Source organism: Aneurinibacillus tyrosinisolvens (assembly GCF_001015055.1).
In the GTDB taxonomy this organism is placed as follows: Bacteria; Bacillota; Bacilli; order Aneurinibacillales; family Aneurinibacillaceae; genus Aneurinibacillus_A; species Aneurinibacillus_A tyrosinisolvens.
Map to the genome: position 1 here is coordinate 15978 of NZ_BBWZ01000022.1, position 19470 is coordinate 35447.

The window sequence follows — 19470 nt, forward strand, 5'->3', positions numbered from 1 at the left end:
GCTTTTCATTTGCACCTCCATCCTCTACTATAAATAAAAAAGGGATGGAGGTTTTCTAATGAGTGGAGAAGCGGTAGGTAATCCGCAGTGCTATGCCAGTAAGCAGAAACAGATAAACCGGCTTGTCGATGAGAATGCCGCCTGGTCCATTGCCGTTCGCCGGCATCTTCATCAATATCCGGAGCTTTCCCACCATGAATCTAAAACCGTTCAATATATCGGACAGCAGCTGGATGAGATGGGGCTTGAAGTTCTTTCCTGCACGGGAAAGGACGCAGTCGCTTATATTGAAGGCAGCCGGCCCGGAAAAACAGTTGCCCTGCGTGCGGATATCGATGCGCTTCCGATACAGGAGGAGACAGGCCTTCCGTTTGCCTCTAAACTTGATGGGGTAATGCATGCGTGCGGGCATGATGGACATACGGCCATTCTGCTTGGTGCGGCCAAAGCGTTATGCGGGATGCCGAATGATTTTGCCGGCCGCATTAAATTAATTTTTCAGCATGCGGAAGAAGTCGTGCCCGGAGGGGCGCGGGAACTTGTAGAAGCAGGTGTCCTTCAGGATGTGGATGCGATCTTTGGGCTTCACCTGTGGCAAAGCCTGGATGCCGAAATAGTTGGGGCATGTCCCGGGCCGATTATGGCAGGGGCTGATTCATTTACGATAAAGATATCCGGGACAGGCGGGCACGGTTCGATGCCCCACTTAACCATTGATCCGATTGTTGTTGCCGCGCATCTGGTGACGCAGCTGCAAACCGTAGTCAGCCGCTCACTGAACCCGTTATACCCCGCTGTCGTCAGCGTCGGGCAAATTCATGCCGGTGATACGTATAATATTATTCCTGATACAGCTCTTATTGAGGGAACTGTTCGCTATTTCCATCCTGAGGTCAGGGAAGCAATACCCGATTTACTGGAAAGACTCGCCAACGGGACATGTTCTTCTTTCGGGGCCTCTTCCTCCTTTACGTATGTAAAGGGAGACCCTTCGGTAGTGAACGACTTCCAAATGAACAAGGTCGTGGAACAGGTTGCCGCTGAAGTTCTCGGTACCGATAAAGTGGTAACGGCGGAGCCAAGCATGGCGGGAGAGGACTTTTCTTATTATTTACAGAAAGTTGCCGGGGCTTATTTCTTTCTCGGCATGAAGGGGGAGGCTGCCCGGTATAGCCACCACCATCCGCGCTTTACGATTGATGAACGGATGCTTGCTCCAGGGAGTAAGCTGCTGGCGGGAATTGCACTTAACTATCTGTCCCATTCATAATTCGGACGGGAGAATGGCAGGATTAGTAACGGATGCTGATGGAGCATATGAGCACCCTATAGGATGGGGAGAAGCATGCCGCTAGCGGTGTAGTGTGCATCCCACTATTTCCAGGGGGGATTATTATGCCAGAAGTTAAGTGCAGTGTTGCCAATTGTACGTACTGGGCGCAGGGAAATAATTGTGCTGCTGAAGCGATTATGGTAGATATTGACCAGCATGCGAACGCCAATTTTAAAGAGGAAATTGGGGAAATTGGATACGAAGTCGATACCGATCATAAAGACAATGCGTCGAATTCAAGCCAAACTTGCTGCCATACGTTTATGCCTAGAAGTAAACGATAAAAAAAGCGGAAGGGAAATCAGCACGGTTGATTTCCCTTCCTTATTTTACATCGTTATTTGCCCTCGTTTTACGGATACTATAACTACCCTGATTGAAAATTATAAGGGAACGAGGGATGCGCGACGATGAAAGAAGAAGAACGCCGCAACAATGTCATCTACTTTCGTGAAGAAACGGCAAGCGAAATCGCACCTGGCACTTCTGTCTCTATGGGTCGTACCCGGCAGGCAAAGCAGCAGCAGAGGCAGCAGCAAAGGGAACGGAGGGAAGGTGCAGGACTGGGGATGCTCGGTCTCATCCTCGCCATCCTCGCGTTTTTCATGATGCCGCTTCTGATGGGGATTTCCGGGTTTATCATCGGCCTTGTAGCCGCCACACGGGGAGCGACAGGTACAGGCGGGTGGGCCATGGGCTTATCGGCCGCAGCTGTCCTTCTAACCCTCTTTTTGCGTCCTTTTTATTAGGGTATATGCAGGCCAGGTCTGGCGGACCTGGCCTTTTTTCAGGTCTTTAATGCGGGATAATAAATAACCACTTGAATACGAGCCTGGGCCTTAGACTCGTTCCTATATTCGTGCGGGGCATCAGAAGGAAAGCGAATGGCATTTCCTTCCTCTACTGTATAGGTTTCTCCTCCGAGCATCAGGTTCAACGTGCCGTGGGAAACGATGACATATTCCTGGACGCCGGGGCTGTGTGCTTCGGAATAATGGATGCAGCCAGGATCCAGGTCAATGGTGTACACTTCAAAACGTTTCTCCTGGTCAAATGGAAATAATGTGTACACCTTATACGCACCCCCTTCTTCAACTACCGGAGGGATTTCGTCCAACCTGACAACGGAAATGGAGGGGGCTTCCTGTTCAACTAAGGAAGAAAAGGAAATCCGCATCCCGTTCGCAATTTTCCAAAGAGTGGTAACCGTAGGGTTGGACTCCCCACGTTCGATTTGCCCTAACATTGCTTTGCTTACACCTGTAATCTCCGCTAATTTGTCCAGGCTAAGCCCCCGGCCCTTTCGGATGCGGTGCAGATTTTTGCCGATTTTAATATGGACCTGTTCCATAGCAGGAACTCACCTCGTTAGTTGTTTACTATAACGCACATATAATATATTATAGTATACAAAAACGGAGGAGGAAAATCCATGAGAACACAAGCCGCATTGACAGACAGAGAAAGGGATGCTTCCCCGAATTCGCTTGGCTTTGGACAGGGGTGCAAGTCCGCGGTTCCAATTGCTGTTGGCTATATACCGATTGCGATTGCGTTTGGCCTGCTCGCCAAATCTTCAGGCGTGCCTAATTATATAAGCGTCATGATGTCATTTTTTATTTTTGCGGGTGCAAGCCAGTTTGTCGGAGCGAATTTGCTTGCGGTGGGGGCTACATATGGAGAAATCATTTTGACTACGTTTATCTTGAATTTGCGCCATTTTCTTATGACAGCTTCCATCGCGCAGAGAGTTGACCAAGGGACGTCAAAGAAATGGATGGCTTTGCTTGCCTTCGGGGTTACAGATGAAACATTTACCGTCGCAGCGCTTAGGAAAGAGAGCAGGTTGCCGAAAGAATTCGTGTTCGGTTTAAATATAACCTCGTTTGCCGCATGGAATGCAGGAACGTGGGTCGGAGTGTTCCTTGCAGCGGGTTTGCCGGCTTCCGTTCAAGAGAGTATGGGAATTGCGCTGTACGCCATGTTCATCGGCTTGCTTGTTCCATCACTGCGAACGTCGCGTCCTGTGCTCATCGTATGTATTCTATCTGTCGCCATCCATTCACTGCTGTATTGGGTTCCCGTTTTTGCCGGATTGTCGACAGGCTGGAGGATTATTATTTCAACGATTCTTGCTGCTGGCGCAGGTGCGGTATTGTTTTCGGAGGAGGGAAATGAATCATGAACCTACAATTGATTTTACTTGTCGCCGCTATGGGGGCGGTTACCTATATTCCCCGTATGGTCCCCATGGTATTGCTGCAGAACGTTCAACTGCCGCCGTTTCTGTACCGTTTTTTTCGTTTTATCCCGTTCGCTGCACTAGGTGCTCTGATTTTCCCCGGTATATTGTTCTCCACAGGGGATAATAACATAGACTCCGGAATTGTGGGGACGATTGTCTGTGCAGCGCTCGCTTTTTTCCGGTTAAACGTCATGCTGGTTGTTCTTGGCGGGATTGCTGCTGTGTTTTTGTGGGAAATGTTCATACAATGAAACCGGAAGCTTTCCCATTACGTATAATATACAAAAGTACGGGACAGCAAAGGGGGCATAAATACATTGGCTGGAAGAAGAAATAAAGGCGGCAGGAATTGGAAAACAGCCGGGGGGATCCTCGGAGTTCTCGCCCTATTTGGAAGTAAATTAAAGTTCCTGCTTCCTTTGCTCAAATTCGGTAAGTTTGGTGCGACCATCTGGACGATGGTTCTATCCGTTGGGGCTTATATGCTCATTTATCCATGGAGTTTTGCACTTGGACTTGTCATTATGCTTTTTATACATGAAATGGGGCATGTATGGGCTGCCAAAAGAAAAAAATTACCTGTCTCGGCTCCGGCGTTTATTCCATTTCTGGGCGCTTTGATATCCATGAAAAAACAGCCGCAAAATGCCGAGGTTGAGGCGTATATCGCACTCGGCGGCCCGCTGATAGGCACGCTTGGAGCACTGGCCGCTCTTCTTATCGGGCTCGCAACGGATCATCCTGTGTTTTATGCGGTGGCCATGATTGGCTTTTTTCTTAATTTAATTAACCTGCTTCCGATTCATCCGCTGGATGGGGGAAGGATTGTTACGGCCATCTCGCGCTGGCTATGGGTCGTCGGTTTAATCGGCGGGCTTATCGTGATTCTTTATTTAAAGGCGCTCATCTTTCTCATTTTCTGGGCACTGTTCGCCTGGGAACTTTACAACAAGTATGTAAGGAAGAAGGGAAGAAAAAAGGTGGAGGCTCCCTTCCAGCGGGAGAGGTTTATGCTGAGTGTTCCGGTTCAGCGTTTTGAGGAGAATGGTATGTTTATTCCGGCAGCCGAACACCAGAGGCCTCTGCCATTTGTACAAGTCGGTGACGTACGCGAGAAAGAAGAAAAGCTTGTAATCGGCTATCCCGGCTTTGAGACGCTTGCGCAAATCCCTTTCAACCGGGGACTGGTACAGCAGGTCGCTCTTCAGCAATCCGCAGTGTCTGGTGACGTCGTGCAAATGACGCTCTTGCTCGGATACGAGCCGTACGTGGAATATCAAGGAATGATTAAAGAAGAGCCTTATTACGAAGTTCCACGGCGCACCCGCTGGGCCTATGGTTTCGTTTACTTCGGATTAGCCGCTGTACTTGGCCTGTTAATGTATTATACAAGCATAAGCATACCGACCCCTCCGCTCGCCGGATAGAGAAAAGGGATAGCGCTTCACAGCCTTTGTAATCGCTATCCCTTTTTCTTGTTTTGTAATTGTGTGTGCATTATCCGTTGTATACTTCTGTTAAAAATACATCGGTATCTAAGCGTTCAAACCCGTCGCGCGTTCCTGATTGCATAGCCTTCAATTCACGCTGCAGACGGGCAATTTCCGCCTCCATTTTTTGTAGTTTTTCTACTTTAACTAAAACTGTCATGTTTAATCTCTCCTTGTTATTATAATATTCTGATAAATGATAGCTCAATTCATATCCGACACTATAATTAGTTCCGGATAAAATATATCATTTATTTATAATTTATTGAAAACTATAATAACAGCCCAGAAAACCTTTGTAAATAGGGTTTATTAATGTAAGCGTTTTCAAAGTAAAAGAAATTTTAGAAAATTTAATTTTATGTTACGAACGTATATTTAGACGTCAGGATGGGCTGAGAAGATTCACCAAACAAAAACAAATGTGGTATGATAGAATTTGAACTTTTTAAGGATTGTACGGGTAATACTATAATAGACATGGAAATTAAAAGAAGGTAAGAAGGGAAAAAAATGATTTATTTTGATAATAGCGCAACGACAGTTCCATACCCCGATGTAGTGAAAGCATTCAGTGATGTGTCGGTGAAGTATTTCGGCAACCCCTCCTCTCTCCATGACCTCGGCTCGAAGGCTGCCGGCCTGCTGGAGCAGTCAAGGAAGGTGGCAGCTGATTGCCTGGGGGCAGCACCGGGTGAAATTATTTTTACGTCCGGAGGAACCGAAAGCAATAACACGGCTTTGAAAGGAATCGCCTGGCAGCACCGCGGCAGGGGCAAGCATATTATTACAAGCAGCATTGAGCATGCCTCGGTTTATGAAACGTGCAAACAACTGGAAGAGATGGGCTATGAGGTTACCTACCTGCCAACAGACGAGCGGGGGAGAGTAAACCCTGCAGATGTCCAAAGTGCGCTGCGTGATGATACAATTCTTGTTTCGATTATGTTTGTCAACAGTGAGCTGGGAACTGTGCAGCCTATTGCGGAAATCGGAGAAATTCTTTCCCGCCACCCGAAGGTTTTCTTTCATGTAGATGCCGTGCAGGGATACGGTAAGCTTCCGGTAACGCCTGCTGTATGGCATGTGGATTTGCTTTCCCTATCCGCCCATAAATTCCACGGAATAAGAGGGTGCGGGTTATTGTATATACGCCGGGGTGTTTCGATTGCTCCGCTCATTGTCGGGGGTGGACAGGAAAGCGGCCTCAGGTCCGGGACGGAAAACCTCCCGGGCATTGTTGCCATGGCAAAAGCGATGCGTATGCAGCAACAACAGCTCTCCGAGAACAGCACCCAGATGGCAAAACTCAGAAAGCGTCTTATTAAGAAACTCGCTGACCTTCCCTATTGCCATTTTAATGGTCCTGGAAAAGAGGATGAGTTTGCTGCTCCGCATATTGTTAACTTTTCCTTCCCGGGGATTAAGGCAGAGGTTGTGCTGCATACGCTTGAAAAAGAAGGGATTTATATATCGACCCGTTCCGCCTGTTCGTCGAAAAGCGGGAAGCCTTCCAGGGTGCTCCTTGCGGCAGGCCTCGATACAGAGAAGGCGGTTGCCGCCCTTCGCGTTAGCTTCTCGGCGGCTAACACCGAAGCAGAAGTTGATCGTTTCGCGCAGATTATAAGCGAAACGGTGCCAAATCTAGCAAAGATAATGAGGGTGTAACTACATGCAATATGAACATATTCTAATCCGTTATGGAGAGCTTGCACTAAAGAAACGAAACCGGGGCGAGTTTGAAACACAGCTCATCCGGAATATAAAAAAAAGCATTAAGGGTTACCCGAAAGTCCAGGTCATAAGAACATACGGCAGGCTTTATCTCGCATTAAACGGTGAACCCTACGAACAAATCGAGCAAAAATTAAAGAAGGTTTTTGGGATTCATTCATTCAGCCCGACCCGGTTCCTCCATTCCTTTGAGCTGGAGGATATTGAAGCTGCGGCGCTGGAAGTACTGCGGGATGTCCAGCCGATTCCGCGAACCTTCAAAGTTATCGTAAAGCGGCCAAATAAGCAGTTCCCCCACCGGTCCCAGGAGATGAACCGCATGCTGGGGGGCCATATTCTGAGAAATATAGAAAACCTGTCCGTAGACGTACACGAACCGGACGTAGAGCTTCGCGTTGAGATACGAGTCGAAGGGATTTTTGTTTCCTGCCGGACCATTCCGGGCATGGGCGGGCTTCCGACAGGAAGCAGCGGAAAAGCGATGCTTATGCTCTCCGGGGGAATCGACAGCCCGGTCGCGGGCTGGATGACGATGAAGCGTGGTGTTCGAATTGAAGGAGTCCACTTTCACAGCTACCCGTTCACTTCAGAACGGGCAAAACAGAAAGTAATCGACCTTGCGCGCATTCTTACCGAATATAGCGGGGGCATGAAGCTTCATATCGTACCTTTTACAGAAATCCAAACAAAAATTAGAGAGAAATGCCCGGAGCATTATACAATCACGATTATGCGCCGGTTTATGATGAGAATTACGGAGCGGCTAGCCCAAAAACACGGCGCTCTTGCTATTGCAACAGGAGAAAGCCTTGGCCAGGTAGCCTCGCAGACGATGGAGAGCATGCGTACGATTAACGATGTTGTGAATATACCGGTAATTAGGCCGCTTGTTGCGATCGATAAGGAAGAGACGATCATAATCTCACGGCGGATTGAGACGTACGAAACGTCGATTCTCCCGTTCGAGGACTGTTGTACCGTTTTTGTGCCAAAATCGCCGGTAACGAAGCCGAAGCCTGAGCTTGCCGAGAAATATGAACGGGAACTTGATATTGAACAATTAGTTGAAGACGCCGTTAACGGTGTTGAAAGTTTGTGGATTGACCCATCCGCACCTGAAGAAAACCACGAGTTTTTTTAACATTGAACTGCACGAAGGAATTGATTTTTGATGTTCCGACTCTCATGTTTTCCGTTAGTCGTGTAATGACGCTCCTGCCCGGTTATCCGTTCAGATGCATAAAAAAGAGAGCCGCTTATGCGGCTCTTTTGCAATAACGAAAGGGTCTTATTTTCCAATAAAAAGCTTATTGAGAACGCTGGGCCAACCAATCACCGACAGTTGGATATGTCTTGCTGATGGCCTGGCGTCCGAAACAAACGGATACATGGCCGGTCGGCATGAGAGCAAATGTCTTATCTTCGCTGGAGATAGCAGGCATTAACGCTTCTACTTGATGAGGAATCGCGATATGATCCCGCTCGGCAGCGATATTGAGTACATTTGCTTTGATCTTGCTTAGATCAACATTACGTCCCCGTACAACGAGCTCACCTTTTAACAACTTGTTGTGCTGATAGAATTCACGGATCCACTGGCGGAATGCTTCGCCAGGAAAAGGAATTCCATCATTAACCCACTTCTGCATCAACTGCCAGCCGTTAACAAAGTTTTCGTTTTCCGCCCTGTCGACGAGGCTAACGTAAGGTCCGTAGAAGTTAACGATTGGCTTGAGCATTTTGTTGCCGAAATCAATCATCTCAGGTGGAATAACACCGAGCGTATCAACCATCTTGTCAAGATTGAAATATTTCTCGTCCAGCCAATTCGTAAACAATCCGGCATCGGAAAAATCAAACGGGCTGGTCATAAAGATAATATTACGAATCGGAAGCTGCGGGTGGAGAGCAGCGAAAATCGATGTCATCGTTCCGCCCATGCAATAACCGAGAAGAGAGATTTCATCTGCGCCGGATTTCTTCAAAACCTTGCGTATAGCACGAGGGATATAATCCATAATATAATCGTCAAGTTTCATGTTGCGGTCTTCAAGCGCCGGTGTGCCCCAATCAAGCAGGTATACATCGAACCCTCGATTTACAAGATATTCAATCAGACTGTTACCGGGGGATAAGTCAAGGATGTAAGGTTTATTAATAAGCGCATATATCATTAGAAGCGGGATGCGTTGTGTTTTCGGCTGATCCGGTGCATAACGGTACAGCTTCGTTTTGTTTTTTGTCCAGATCGTTTCCTTTGGCGTAAGGCCCACCTGTGGCTCGGCTTCTGTCGTTAGAATTTCAGTAGCCCGCTTAAAGCGGCGATAAGTGCGCTTTACCTCCTGGGGCATAGACTCCATTACGTCTTCCCAATCCTTTATAACTGGAGCTGACATTATCTTCCCTCCAACTTTCATAATGAACTCTCTCTATAATATACCAAATAATCTCAATAAATGTAATAATTTTGATTACATATACAAACCGCCGTTAATATTTAACTGCTGTCCTGTTATGTATTCACCGTCCTGGCAAAGGAAGAGAACGCCGCGTGCAATTTCTTCCGGAGCGCCAAACCGCCGTGCTGGGATTTTGGCTACGATTTGCTGGCGGATTTCATCAGGGATCGCCTGAACCATTTCCGTATCGATAAATCCTGGGCAGATCGCGTTTACGGTTGTGCCTGATTTAGCAAGCTCAAGCGCTAATGATTTTGTAAAGCCGATCATTCCAGCTTTCGCCGCCGCATAGTTTGCCTGGCCGAATCCACCCGCCTGGCCGATGATAGAGGAAATACTAATAATTCGTCCGGCATCTGATTGCTGGATATGGGCTAATGCTGCCGACGTTGTATTATATACGCTGTTTAAGTTCACCTGAATCACCTGGTTCCAGTCTTCTTCGCTGATTTTCCGGAACGTGCGATCCCGTGTAATTCCAGCATTGTTGACCAGAATATCAAGCTGGCCGTACCGGTTTATCGTTTCTTCTACAAGGACGCGGGCCTGTGCGGCATCGGACACATCAGCCTGGGAAGCAAAGGCTGTTCCGCCGGCTTCTTCGATTTCACTTACGACCTGATTCGCTGCGTCACTGTTACTATTATAATTAATGACCACCTTAATTCCATGTGCGGCCAGTGTTTTCGCAATAGCGGCGCCTATTCCCCTTGAACCTCCTGTTACAATTGCCACTCTATTATCTAGCTTTACCATAATTCCAACACCCCTTAGTTGACATTAGATTTAAGAGAAACAATAAAACCCGGTACTATCTGGATGAATTAAAACTTTCATCTATGATTTGCTTTCTTTCGCCCGTGCTTGCTTTTCATTGGAAGCGGCCACTTCTCTCTCGGATGATTGCTTCGCTTCCGCCTGATCTTTTACTAGTGTTAAAATTTGTTCAAGTTTCTTGTCAAGATTTCGAATGTCTGTTTTCAAGCGGTTGACTTCACGGCTTGCTTCAAGCGTCTTCATCTGCTGGGAAAGACTTTCTTCAACAATTTCTTCAAGATCATCTACCTTAGCTTCCAGGTTGACCATAAGGGAGGCCAGATTGGAAATATCGGCACGAGAAGGCATGTTTGCCTGATGAAGGTATTTTTCGGTGGACTGCTTAATCATGTTCTCATACTGCAAATACATGTTAAGGAACTGCCCCATCCACTCTGAGAAATCCTCCTTGTGCATTGTTTCATCAACTACTTTACTCCACTGTGATTCACTCTTGTCGTACAGGTCTTTCCATAAGGAAAATGGATCAAATGGTGTTTGCTGGCTCACTATTCCCTCTCCTTCCAAGAATTTCCCACCCTATCAACATTATGAAGATAAGGGGGAAATATGTCTAAAAATCTTTCATATAGAATTATATTGAACCTCTCTGGCAAACTCAAATAAAACAATTCGGCAAATTACGATAAATTTTTCAACATTTCACCATTCCGTTAAAAAACTTTAACAATTTATTAATATTAAAAATACATACTTTACAATTGTTCGGATTTAAAAATTTATACTATAAATAGCGGGCGGAAAGATTGTGTAAAAATGAGGGAGGAAATGTTTGACAAAGAACAACGATAGGTGTAAATTACACATAAGAGATATTTACAGATTTGTAGGTGATACACATGTCAGCGAGTGAAGATAAGACAGGAAAAGAAGAACAACAGAAAGAAGAGAAAGCGATTGGCGGGGCACCAAAGAATCTTATGGTTCCTTTTTTGCTCCTGAGTTTGCGGGGATGGAATATTCACGGGTATGAGCTTATTCAGCAGCTTGTTAAATTCGGTTTTCCTTCGATTGATCAGGGAAATGTTTATCGTACGCTGCGCCAGTTAGAGAAGGAAAATATGGTGAAGTCTGAGTGGGACACCTCCTCAGGAGGGCCGGCGAAACGTATTTATTCCCTCACAGATACCGGAGAGCAGTACCTGCAGTCCTGGGCGAATTCTCTGGAGCAATATCAATCGATGCTGGACCGGTTCTTTACGATGTACACTGGATTTTTTATGCCTTCACAAGCCGGGCCAACGCCGAAGAAGGAAGATAGCTAGCCCCATAGGGATACTGCAGCCTGCTGCAATCACCATATAACTACGTTTTTTATTAATAAGGAGGGTATAACAATGGCAATTAAGAAAGAAGCAACTGTAGGGCAGGTAGCTGAACAGAATAGCTCCAATTCCAACGTTGTAGATTCGATGTGGGATGGATGGATGAGTGGCGTGAAGACAGTATATGCGTACCAGCGGGAGATGGAAAACCTGGCGCTGGAAACGATTGAACGCCAGAAGGAAATCTGGACGAAAACGACTGAGAACATGAATAAAATGGAACAAGAAATGAAGAAGTTTATGGAGGACGTTAAGGTCAACTACCATAACAATGTGAGAAACGCAGGAGGAGAGCAGGCCGGCAAGACGTTCGAAGAGTGGACGGAGCGCCTTGACGAGATCTCTAACCGTATCCAGCAGCTTACATGGACACCTGGAAAAGCGAGCTTAAATGTAATAAACAAGTCCCAGGAGCAGATGGAAACTTCGTTTAAGAATGTAATCGAGCAGCAGCAAAGAACGCGCGAAGAGGTACAAGCGCTTATCGAAAACTTGCTTGGCCAGGTAAAGTCAACGCAAAAGGGGCTTTTGGAATCCTTTGAAGCAAACAAAAACAACACGATAAATTTGTTCAAGTAAGTAAAGCCGGCCCCCTGTTTGACAGGGGGATTTTTTTCCGGTATATTGTCGAATATTGTAGGAAAAAGCAGAAAGAAAAGTTGTAAAGAGGAGAGTACTATGAATATACATGAACAGGCAAAACACGTAATAGAGAAAGCGTACGATGAATTACATATTGGAGACAAAGCGCAAATTGTTAAAACGATTACCGACGAGGATATCGTTACATTTGCCAAGCTTACTGGAGATGTTAATCCGATTCACCTGGATGACGAGTTTGCGCAGAAAACATTTTTCAAAGGCAGGATTGCGCATGGAATGCTGACAGCAAGCTTTATCTCGACCATTCTTGGCACGCAGCTTCCGGGGACCAATACGATTTACCTTTCGCAAAACTTAAAATTCAAGGCTCCCGTTAAGATTGGGGATACGGTCACAGTCGTAGCCGAAGTGGTTGGAAAGAGGGATGATAAAAAAATCATCACATTACAGACGAATGTTTTTAATCAGCACCAAAAAATGGTAGTAGAAGGAGAAGCGATGGTAATGAAAATGGAGTAGCGGGGAGCTACTCCATTTTCATTACATTGTACGGTTGTTTGAAGCTCCTCCGGACGTTACTTCTTTGCCAGCCTCCATAAGCTTACCTCCCGCATTCTGCACTTCCGTTTTCGCTTCCTGCATAATTCCCAGCGCTTCACTTGATGTGTCTTTTAATTCATTGACCTTCGATTTTGCATTTTTCATGTTATCTGCCGCTTCCGCCATAATTTGGGAAACGTGTGTAGATGTTTCTTCCACCTGATCGACAAATGAATTCGGGTCGGAAACAGCTGAAGACACAAGGCTTACCGTCTTATCCTTTACTTTTACTGTTCCCTTCCATACATCCTCTCTCGTTGCTCTATCTGCAATGAGGACGGCAGTCGCCCCGAGCAGTCCGCCGGCCACACTTCCCCAGAGCAATTTGCTAATTGATTTTTTACTTCTCATTCGTTCGGCATTATCCCAATTTGTGTTGCTGGCATCCTGCACTGTGGATGTACTATACGTAGAATCGCCAGACCAGTCATAGCTATTTGCTTTCATTTCATTCATATTGTTATTCGTATTGTTTTCCATATTTACTCCTCCAATCTATGTCGTTACTTATGAAATACCACAATTCGCTGTCGAAAAAACGACAAAGATTCCGAAAGGGGAACAACTTCAAGCGGCGAAGCTACTAAGTATGGGTGAATGGATCTAGGAAGAGGGATGGGCCATATAGATGAACTTCGCGCTCTGGCAGATGCCATCGTGAAGCAGGGAGAGAGGTTCTCTCTTTAAAAAGTAAGATAGGAGGAGACGATGATGAAAGAATATGTCGGAACGTGCAGCTCCTGCGGGGCAGATATTTATTGCCATGACGGTTTTATCGGCGGTGTTGTTGTTAAGCCCGGTACACTCGTTTGCTTTCCATGCATGGAAGAAGCAGAAAAGGAAAAGCCTCAGTAGAGAGCTTTTCCTTTTCTGCTATTTTGCTTCTTTGAATTCAGCGATAATTTTTGTTATTTCGTAGACACTGGGGTAGACCCACTCTTTCCAATCCTGCTCATTCAATTGGCATTCTCCTTTCTTGCAGTCTTTACTATGCCGACGTATACTCAATGAGTAAATACAGAGAAGTTTTTACTAAAGATTATTTTCAGATAGGTGTAAAATTCACCTATGCTTTATTATTTTACCCAAAATTCTGTTTTTTATTCCTCGTTTTATACTGTGCGGGAGGAAGACTTGCCTGCGGGGAGGGACTGAATGGATAAGAGGAAACTGGCCGAAGAGATTGCGGAAGTTGGCCGCAGAATATACCGGAGCGGGTTTGTGGCAGCAAATGACGGAAATATAAGTGCCCGGATAAACGATGCCCATGTTATAATTACGCCAAGCGGTGTAAGCGAATTATCCATTCCCGTTCCTTTATGGATTAAAAGGAGCGCATCCGGGGAGAAACATTATAAGTAGAAGAAACAGGGGGAAAAACCGTGACACAAAAATATGAGCCTCTACAGTCAGTAAGCTGGCAAAACGATAAACTTATCCTGCTTGACCAAACCAAGCTGCCAGAAGCGACGGACTATCTAACGCTCGAAACCGTACAGGATGTGTGGACTGCTATTGAACGCCTTCAGGTACGAGGTGCACCTGCAATCGGCATTACAGCTGCATACGGCCTATATGTAGCCATTCAAAATAGTGCTGCCGAAACGCCTGAGGCATTCATGGATGAGATAAAAGAGCAGGCAGCATACCTTGCGACCTCCCGTCCAACCGCGGTAAACCTTTTCTGGGCGCTTAACCGTATGATGGAAGCGGCAAGAAAAGCGGTGGAAGAAGGCAAATCCGTCGTGGAAACAAAGCAGGCAGTCTTGCTGGAAGCGAAGAAAATACAGCAGGAGGACGAAGAAGTATGCCGGGCGATTGGTGAGCACGCGTTAACGCTGTTCCATGATGGAATTGGTGTGCTTACGCATTGCAATGCAGGCGGCCTGGCGACGGCGAAATATGGAACGGCGACTTCCCCTATGTATTTAGCACACGAAAAAGGCTGGAACATCAAGGTGTTTGCTGACGAAACGCGTCCGGTGCTGCAGGGAGCCAGACTTACCGCATATGAACTTCAACAGGCAGGAATTGATGTGACGCTTATTTGCGACAATATGGCAGCGAAAGTCATGTCCAACGGCTGGGTGCAAGCCGTTATTGTTGGTACGGACCGCGTTGCAGCAAACGGTGATGTAGCGAATAAAATCGGGACATACGGCCTTGCTGTCCTTGCACGCGCCCATAATATTCCGTTTTATGTAGCTGCTCCGCTCTCTTCCATTGATCTTGAAACACCTACAGGAGAGCAAATTCCAATTGAGGAGAGAGAAGCGAAAGAAATTACGCACGGCCTTGGCCGCCAGGTTGCTCCTGCGAACATTAACGTGTACAATCCCGCTTTTGATGTGACGCCAAACGAATATGTAACCGCGATCATTACAGAGAAGGGAATTGTGCGTGCCTCTTATGAAGAAGGGCTGCGGCAGCTCTTCAATAAGTAGGAAAAAAGGGAGTTCATTCCTATTATGCTCTACTAAAAAAGGAACCCCTCCGGGCCCGTGAACTACAGGGTCGGAGGGGTTTTTTGTGTAAAGGAATAAAACAGCAGACCGATGATAGACATGAGAATCCATAGGGCTGATAGTACCAGGATAATCAAAATAAGAGAAACGGGAAGAGAAAGAGAAGCCCACTGGCCCAATCCAAGTAAAAACAGCAGAAAAACCATGCCGAAGGTTCCGATTGCATAAAGAACAAGGTGCTGGCTGATGGCTTTTCTTGGGTTGTCCGCCGACATGCTGTAGTTATGGTACAGCAGGGCGAGCAGGAAGCTCGTCACAAATCCCAGCAGTGTCAGATGGAGATACCCAATAATGACTTCATGATTACTATAAATAGAAGCGGCAATTCCGGGAATCTCTCCGCTCGCTTCCATTAAAGCTTTCGCGAGCAGGCTCAGGGAGGAAAATGCGAAAAGAAAACGGACACCCGGGAGCAGCGTTTTATTCGCAAGTAAAGGGTAAAAGATTCGAACATACAATAGAACGCTTGCCAGGTAGAGCACGCCGCCGATAATTCCGATAACATCAAGCAGGCGGCCATGCGGGAACCAGAGAACGGAGCCTATATAGGTTGGAAGGACGGCGAGCACAGCCAGACTCGCCTGCCACCGGGCAAGAGCGGGGTTGACAGAAACACGGTATTTTTCCAGCAGCCAGTAGCCGATTGCCATAATAGCGAGTGTAAACCAGCCATTATACTGGAAGTGGAGATAAAAATAGATAAACAAATCCGGTATTTTTGTCTGCTTGTACCCCATTGCCATAGAGGCGGCCACTCCCCACGGGCCAAAGGAAGAAAGAAACATATAAAAAACAGCGCTATGAAATAACAGAGTCTGGGCAGGCGGCTGATCGGCCGCTTTTGCCCGGTACCTCCAGTACTGCAGGGCGAACACATAAGAAAGAAGGCCATGAATGGTAGAGAAAATAATAGAATAGAGTGCGTATCCCTGCAGAGAGAAAGCGATAAACATTCCAATAACACTGATGTGGAGTAAAACATAAAGCAGGCGCGTTACTTTGCTTTGTTTACACTTCTCATCCATAAGGTATTCGTAAAAGAAAGCAATGAGAATAAAATAGACCCAGCCGAGAAATGCTACATGAGAGTGAGCATGCAACAGGGGGGTGAATTCAATACCCGGAAAAATCGGAGTAATCAGCTTCCAGCGAAGAAGAACTCCGGCTCCGCAGATGAGTACAAGGTACAGCATAGAGGAGGCAATCAATTTTTTAACCAAAACATTCACCTGATTTCGTCTTTAAATAATGGGTAATCATAAGGGCAGGAAAAATAATTGTCAATGATATCTATCATATCGCGTCTTGTTTGAGAAAGCTACAATCATAATTAGCAAGAAAATATCATTTGCATAGTGAAAATAGTGAAGGAGCGATGAACAGATGAATGCAGGCGAAATAAGCCTATATGAAAGGCTTGGCGGACAGGAAGGAATTCAGAAGGTTGTGGATGTATTTTATGATCGAATTCTTGCAGATGATTCGGTAAATTACTTCTTTAAAAATACGGATATGGCAAGGCAGCGCCGCCACCAGGCGCTTTTCATATCTTTTGCTACAGGCGGCCCGAACAATTACACAGGCGGGACAATGGAAAAGGTACATACAGGCATGAACATCCAGCATGAACACTTCGATGCGATTGTAAATCACCTGGTTGCAGCGTTAAAGCAGTTTGATGTAGCGGATGTGGATATTCAGGGAGTAATAGCGAAGATTGCACCGCTTGAGGACGACATTGTCGGAAAGTAAACCTAACCCATTTTCTTAACCCCCGGCTTTTTAAACGCCTGGGGTTTTTTTGTGCGGGTAAAATATATCTTCATAAATTCGACACAGAGTCATCGAAAATTTGTGATTTAAATCACATTTTATACTTTCCTGCTCCTCTATTATTTGGAGTGTAAACAAACCAATCAAGTTATTGGGGAGGCTCATCATATGGGAAAGAACGCAATGATTTTTCTGCTCGGTTTTCTTGTCGCATTTGGAGGAGGGTATCTTTTCTACCATTCAAAAGCACCAACGGAAAACCCGGGCAGTAACCAGACGGCAGCTGTGGAAAGCAATGGAGCGGCCAAATCAGAAGCACCCGCCAAATCAGAAGCGCCGGCAACGCAAACAACTGCTTCTAAGGAAGGAGCAATTTTTACCCAGCGCGGCTGCATTTCCTGTCACTCGGTATCAGCGCTTAATGTGCAAGGAGGAGCTGTCGGTCCGGATCTCTCAAAGGCTTATGAGAATGTTCCGGGAAAACACGGGGTACCGCTTGAACAGTTTCTGAAAAAACCAACATCAGCAGTTATGTCAGGTGTGCTGGGGAGCAAACCGTTGACAGATGAAGAACGGAAAGGTGTTATCGCGGCCTTAAAGGCGGCATCAGAAAAAAAATAAACAGATAAGCTCTTAGGGGGAGTTTGAAATGAAGAAAATCGTGCCGGCCATTTCAGGTTTGGTAGCGGGGTTTGTAGCAGCCAGTGTTTTCTTCGCAGATTTTACAACGATAGGTTCGAAAACAACAGCGGGGGACGTCAAAGCAAAAAGCAACGCAGAAAAGGTATACGTACCATTTGGCAAGAAAGATGATTATTATTTGTTCGCTTCAGGCGGGCACTCCGGGCAAATGTTTATATACGGTGTGCCCTCCATGAGAAAGATTCGTACGATCCCGGTTTTCTCACCGGATGCAGCAACCGGCTACGGATGGGATAAAGAATCGAAAGCAATGCTCGGAGGCTATACCTGGGGGGATCTTCACCATCCGGCCTTCTCAGAAACAAAAGGCGAGTATGACGGCAAGTACATGTTTGCTACTGATGTAGCCAACAACCGGGCTGCCGTTATGGATTTAAAAACCTTTGCGGTTAAAGATATTTTGAAAGTGCCGAACACAAGCGGCCCGCATTGTGCAGCTTTTGTAACGGAGAATACGGAGCATATGTTCCTGCCGACCCGCTTTGCGGTACCGTTCGGACACAAGTATGCTTCGCTGGATGATTACAGCAAAACGTATAAAGGCGTAATGTCAGTCGTTTCATTCAATGAAGGAAATAAAAAGTTAAAGCTTGATTACCAGGTAGCCCTTCCACCGTGGTCCTTTGACCTGTCGGATGCAGGGAAAAAGACTTCCAGCGATTGGGCTGTACTGACTACGTATAACACAGAAGAAGCAACAACCAACATGGAAATCAACGCGTCACAAAAAGACCGCGATTATATTGTTCTTTTCAACTGGAAAGAGCTCGACAAAATGGTGAAAGACGGTAAATACGACACGGTGAGCGGCGTGAAAGTGATTGACCCGGCCAAACAGAAAGGCGCAATTTATCTTATTCCGGTAGCGAAGTCGCCGCATGGGGTTGACGTAACACCGGATGGAAAAAGATTTATTGCCTCCGGAAAACTAGCCCCCACAATGACCGTTTTCTCTTTCGAAAAAGCATTCGATGCCGTAAAAAATAAGAAGTTTCAAGGTGAACAGGATGGCATTCCTGTCCTTGATTATAAATCAGTAATGGAACGTGAAGTGAATCCGGAAAACGCGCTTGGACCGCTCCATACGCAGTTCGATGATAAAGGATTTGCTTACACAACGATGTTCATTTCTTCTGAAATTGTCAAATGGAACGTGAATACAGGAGAAACCGTAGATCGCGTGCCGGTACAGTATTCACCGGGACATTCCGTTTCAACGGAAGGCGACAGTGCCAGCCCGGACGGAAAATGGATTATTGCCCTTAATAAGCTTGCCAAAGACAGCTACCTATCGGTGGGTCCTTCCCACCCTGAATCAATGCAGTTGATTGATATATCAGACAAGATGGAAGTCATTCAATCGGCACCGGTTGATCCGGAGCCTCACTATGCACAGATGATTAAAGCGGATAAATTAAATCCGATTGTCGTATATCCGAAAGACGAGAAACGTCCGGACTCTGTTTGGTCTCAGGAAAAAGCGCACATCGAGCGCAAGGGAAATGAAGTTCATGTTTACGGTATTGCCATGCGTTCGAAATTCGTCTTTGACGCAAAAGCGAAGCGGAGAGACGCGGTTACCGTTAAGCAGGGAGACAAGGTAGTATTCCATATCACAAATATTGACCTTGACCAGGATATTACCCACGGTTTTGCAATCAACTCATACAATCAGAACATGGAAATCCAGCCTGGGGAAACAAAGACAATGGAATTTGTCGCAGACAAAGCAGGTTCGTATCCGCTCTACTGCACAAACTTCTGTTCGGCTCTTCATCAGGAAATGAGCGGATACCTATTAGTTGAACCCAAATAGTGTACAGTCATCAAAAATGGTAAAGGGG

24 protein-coding genes are annotated in these 19470 nt (G+C 46.2%); 17 read left to right on the forward strand and 7 right to left on the reverse strand.

Features of this window, described 5'->3' with window-relative positions:
* Positions 1–58 precede the first annotated feature (58 nt).
* The 3 genes from MBEAL2_RS17615 (at position 59) to MBEAL2_RS17625 (ending at position 2082) form a co-directional block, all read left to right on the forward strand.
* Positions 59–1270, forward strand: coding sequence for a M20 metallopeptidase family protein (locus tag MBEAL2_RS17615; RefSeq protein ID WP_047153592.1), 1212 nt, complete (start codon positions 59–61; stop codon positions 1268–1270).
* Between the two features lie 125 nt (positions 1271–1395).
* Complete coding sequence (locus tag MBEAL2_RS17620) at positions 1396–1617, forward strand: DUF1540 domain-containing protein (protein WP_047153593.1); 222 nt, start codon at positions 1396–1398, stop codon at positions 1615–1617.
* A 126-nt stretch (positions 1618–1743) separates the two neighbouring features.
* Positions 1744–2082, forward strand: coding sequence for a hypothetical protein (locus MBEAL2_RS17625; protein WP_047153594.1), 339 nt, complete (start codon positions 1744–1746; stop codon positions 2080–2082).
* Positions 2083–2120: 38 nt separating this feature from the next.
* On the opposite strand, the gene MBEAL2_RS17630 is transcribed toward MBEAL2_RS17625, so the two are convergent.
* Positions 2121–2684: a helix-turn-helix domain-containing protein gene (locus tag MBEAL2_RS17630; RefSeq protein WP_047153595.1), complete on the reverse strand. Its 564-nt coding sequence runs from the start codon at positions 2682–2684 to the stop codon at positions 2121–2123.
* 81 nt (positions 2685–2765) lie between these two features.
* Here MBEAL2_RS17630 and MBEAL2_RS17635 point away from each other — a divergent pair, with 81 nt between their 5' ends.
* From MBEAL2_RS17635 to MBEAL2_RS17645, 3 genes are all read left to right on the forward strand, one after another.
* On the forward strand, positions 2766–3518 hold the full coding sequence (locus tag MBEAL2_RS17635) for an AzlC family ABC transporter permease (protein WP_047153596.1): 753 nt from the start codon (positions 2766–2768) through the stop codon (positions 3516–3518).
* Entirely contained in the window at positions 3515–3829 is a 315-nt protein-coding gene (locus MBEAL2_RS17640; protein ID WP_047153597.1) for an AzlD domain-containing protein, read from the forward strand. Before MBEAL2_RS17635 ends, MBEAL2_RS17640 begins: the two co-directional genes overlap by 4 nt.
* Positions 3830–3895: 66 nt before the next feature.
* A complete protein-coding gene (locus tag MBEAL2_RS17645) occupies positions 3896–5005 on the forward strand; it encodes a site-2 protease family protein (RefSeq protein WP_047153598.1) in 1110 nt (369 codons plus the stop codon).
* 70 nt (positions 5006–5075) lie between these two features.
* Here the strand turns inward: MBEAL2_RS17645 and MBEAL2_RS31845 are convergent, their stop codons facing one another.
* Entirely contained in the window at positions 5076–5228 is a 153-nt protein-coding gene (locus tag MBEAL2_RS31845; RefSeq protein WP_161798229.1) for a hypothetical protein, read from the reverse strand.
* Positions 5229–5581: 353 nt separating this feature from the next.
* Between MBEAL2_RS31845 and MBEAL2_RS17650 the strand changes: the two genes are divergently transcribed.
* Complete coding sequence (locus tag MBEAL2_RS17650; RefSeq protein WP_047153599.1) at positions 5582–6736, forward strand: cysteine desulfurase family protein; 1155 nt, start codon at positions 5582–5584, stop codon at positions 6734–6736.
* A gap of 4 nt (positions 6737–6740) precedes the next feature.
* Complete coding sequence (thiI, locus tag MBEAL2_RS17655) at positions 6741–7943, forward strand: tRNA uracil 4-sulfurtransferase ThiI (RefSeq protein ID WP_047153600.1); 1203 nt, start codon at positions 6741–6743, stop codon at positions 7941–7943.
* Positions 7944–8109: 166 nt separating this feature from the next.
* On the opposite strand, the gene phaC is transcribed toward thiI, so the two are convergent.
* From phaC to phaR, 3 genes are all read right to left on the reverse strand, one after another.
* Positions 8110–9162 carry a class III poly(R)-hydroxyalkanoic acid synthase subunit PhaC gene (gene phaC, locus MBEAL2_RS17660; RefSeq protein WP_439644886.1) on the reverse strand — a complete coding sequence of 351 codons (1053 nt, stop codon included), beginning with the start codon at positions 9160–9162 and terminating at the stop codon, positions 8110–8112.
* A 111-nt stretch (positions 9163–9273) separates the two neighbouring features.
* Positions 9274–10017 carry a 3-oxoacyl-ACP reductase gene (locus MBEAL2_RS17665; protein ID WP_047153602.1) on the reverse strand — a complete coding sequence of 248 codons (744 nt, stop codon included), beginning with the start codon at positions 10015–10017 and terminating at the stop codon, positions 9274–9276.
* 81 nt (positions 10018–10098) lie between these two features.
* On the reverse strand, positions 10099–10587 hold the full coding sequence (gene phaR / locus MBEAL2_RS17670) for a polyhydroxyalkanoic acid synthase subunit PhaR (protein ID WP_052947796.1): 489 nt from the start codon (positions 10585–10587) through the stop codon (positions 10099–10101).
* Between the two features lie 350 nt (positions 10588–10937).
* Between phaR and phaQ the strand changes: the two genes are divergently transcribed.
* From phaQ to MBEAL2_RS17685, 3 genes are all read left to right on the forward strand, one after another.
* Positions 10938–11363 carry a poly-beta-hydroxybutyrate-responsive repressor gene (phaQ, locus tag MBEAL2_RS17675; RefSeq protein ID WP_082130005.1) on the forward strand — a complete coding sequence of 142 codons (426 nt, stop codon included), beginning with the start codon at positions 10938–10940 and terminating at the stop codon, positions 11361–11363.
* A gap of 72 nt (positions 11364–11435) precedes the next feature.
* Positions 11436–12002 carry a polyhydroxyalkanoic acid inclusion protein PhaP gene (phaP, locus tag MBEAL2_RS17680; RefSeq protein ID WP_047153604.1) on the forward strand — a complete coding sequence of 189 codons (567 nt, stop codon included), beginning with the start codon at positions 11436–11438 and terminating at the stop codon, positions 12000–12002.
* 99 nt (positions 12003–12101) lie between these two features.
* Entirely contained in the window at positions 12102–12545 is a 444-nt protein-coding gene (locus tag MBEAL2_RS17685) for a MaoC family dehydratase (RefSeq protein ID WP_047153605.1), read from the forward strand.
* A gap of 21 nt (positions 12546–12566) precedes the next feature.
* Here MBEAL2_RS17685 and MBEAL2_RS17690 read toward each other — a convergent pair whose 3' ends face one another.
* Positions 12567–13106, reverse strand: a complete 540-nt coding sequence (locus tag MBEAL2_RS17690) for a YtxH domain-containing protein (protein WP_047153606.1) — start codon at positions 13104–13106, stop codon at positions 12567–12569.
* Between the two features lie 228 nt (positions 13107–13334).
* On the opposite strand from MBEAL2_RS17690, the gene MBEAL2_RS32290 reads away from it, so the two are divergent.
* The 3 genes from MBEAL2_RS32290 (at position 13335) to mtnA (ending at position 15070) form a co-directional block, all read left to right on the forward strand.
* Positions 13335–13481, forward strand: a complete 147-nt coding sequence (locus MBEAL2_RS32290; RefSeq protein ID WP_173427726.1) for a hypothetical protein — start codon at positions 13335–13337, stop codon at positions 13479–13481.
* Between the two features lie 300 nt (positions 13482–13781).
* Complete coding sequence (locus MBEAL2_RS17695; protein ID WP_047153607.1) at positions 13782–13988, forward strand: class II aldolase/adducin family protein; 207 nt, start codon at positions 13782–13784, stop codon at positions 13986–13988.
* 20 nt (positions 13989–14008) lie between these two features.
* Positions 14009–15070, forward strand: a complete 1062-nt coding sequence (mtnA, locus tag MBEAL2_RS17700; RefSeq protein WP_047153608.1) for an S-methyl-5-thioribose-1-phosphate isomerase — start codon at positions 14009–14011, stop codon at positions 15068–15070.
* Between the two features lie 62 nt (positions 15071–15132).
* Here mtnA and MBEAL2_RS17705 read toward each other — a convergent pair whose 3' ends face one another.
* A complete protein-coding gene (locus tag MBEAL2_RS17705) occupies positions 15133–16371 on the reverse strand; it encodes a hypothetical protein (RefSeq protein ID WP_047153609.1) in 1239 nt (412 codons plus the stop codon).
* A 163-nt stretch (positions 16372–16534) separates the two neighbouring features.
* On the opposite strand from MBEAL2_RS17705, the gene MBEAL2_RS17710 reads away from it, so the two are divergent.
* The 3 genes from MBEAL2_RS17710 (at position 16535) to nosZ (ending at position 19442) form a co-directional block, all read left to right on the forward strand.
* On the forward strand, positions 16535–16903 hold the full coding sequence (locus MBEAL2_RS17710; protein ID WP_047153610.1) for a group I truncated hemoglobin: 369 nt from the start codon (positions 16535–16537) through the stop codon (positions 16901–16903).
* A gap of 189 nt (positions 16904–17092) precedes the next feature.
* Positions 17093–17545: a c-type cytochrome gene (locus MBEAL2_RS17715; RefSeq protein ID WP_047153611.1), complete on the forward strand. Its 453-nt coding sequence runs from the start codon at positions 17093–17095 to the stop codon at positions 17543–17545.
* A 28-nt stretch (positions 17546–17573) separates the two neighbouring features.
* Positions 17574–19442, forward strand: coding sequence for a Sec-dependent nitrous-oxide reductase (gene nosZ, locus MBEAL2_RS17720; protein ID WP_047153612.1), 1869 nt, complete (start codon positions 17574–17576; stop codon positions 19440–19442).
* The last annotated feature ends 28 nt before the right edge of the window (positions 19443–19470 follow it).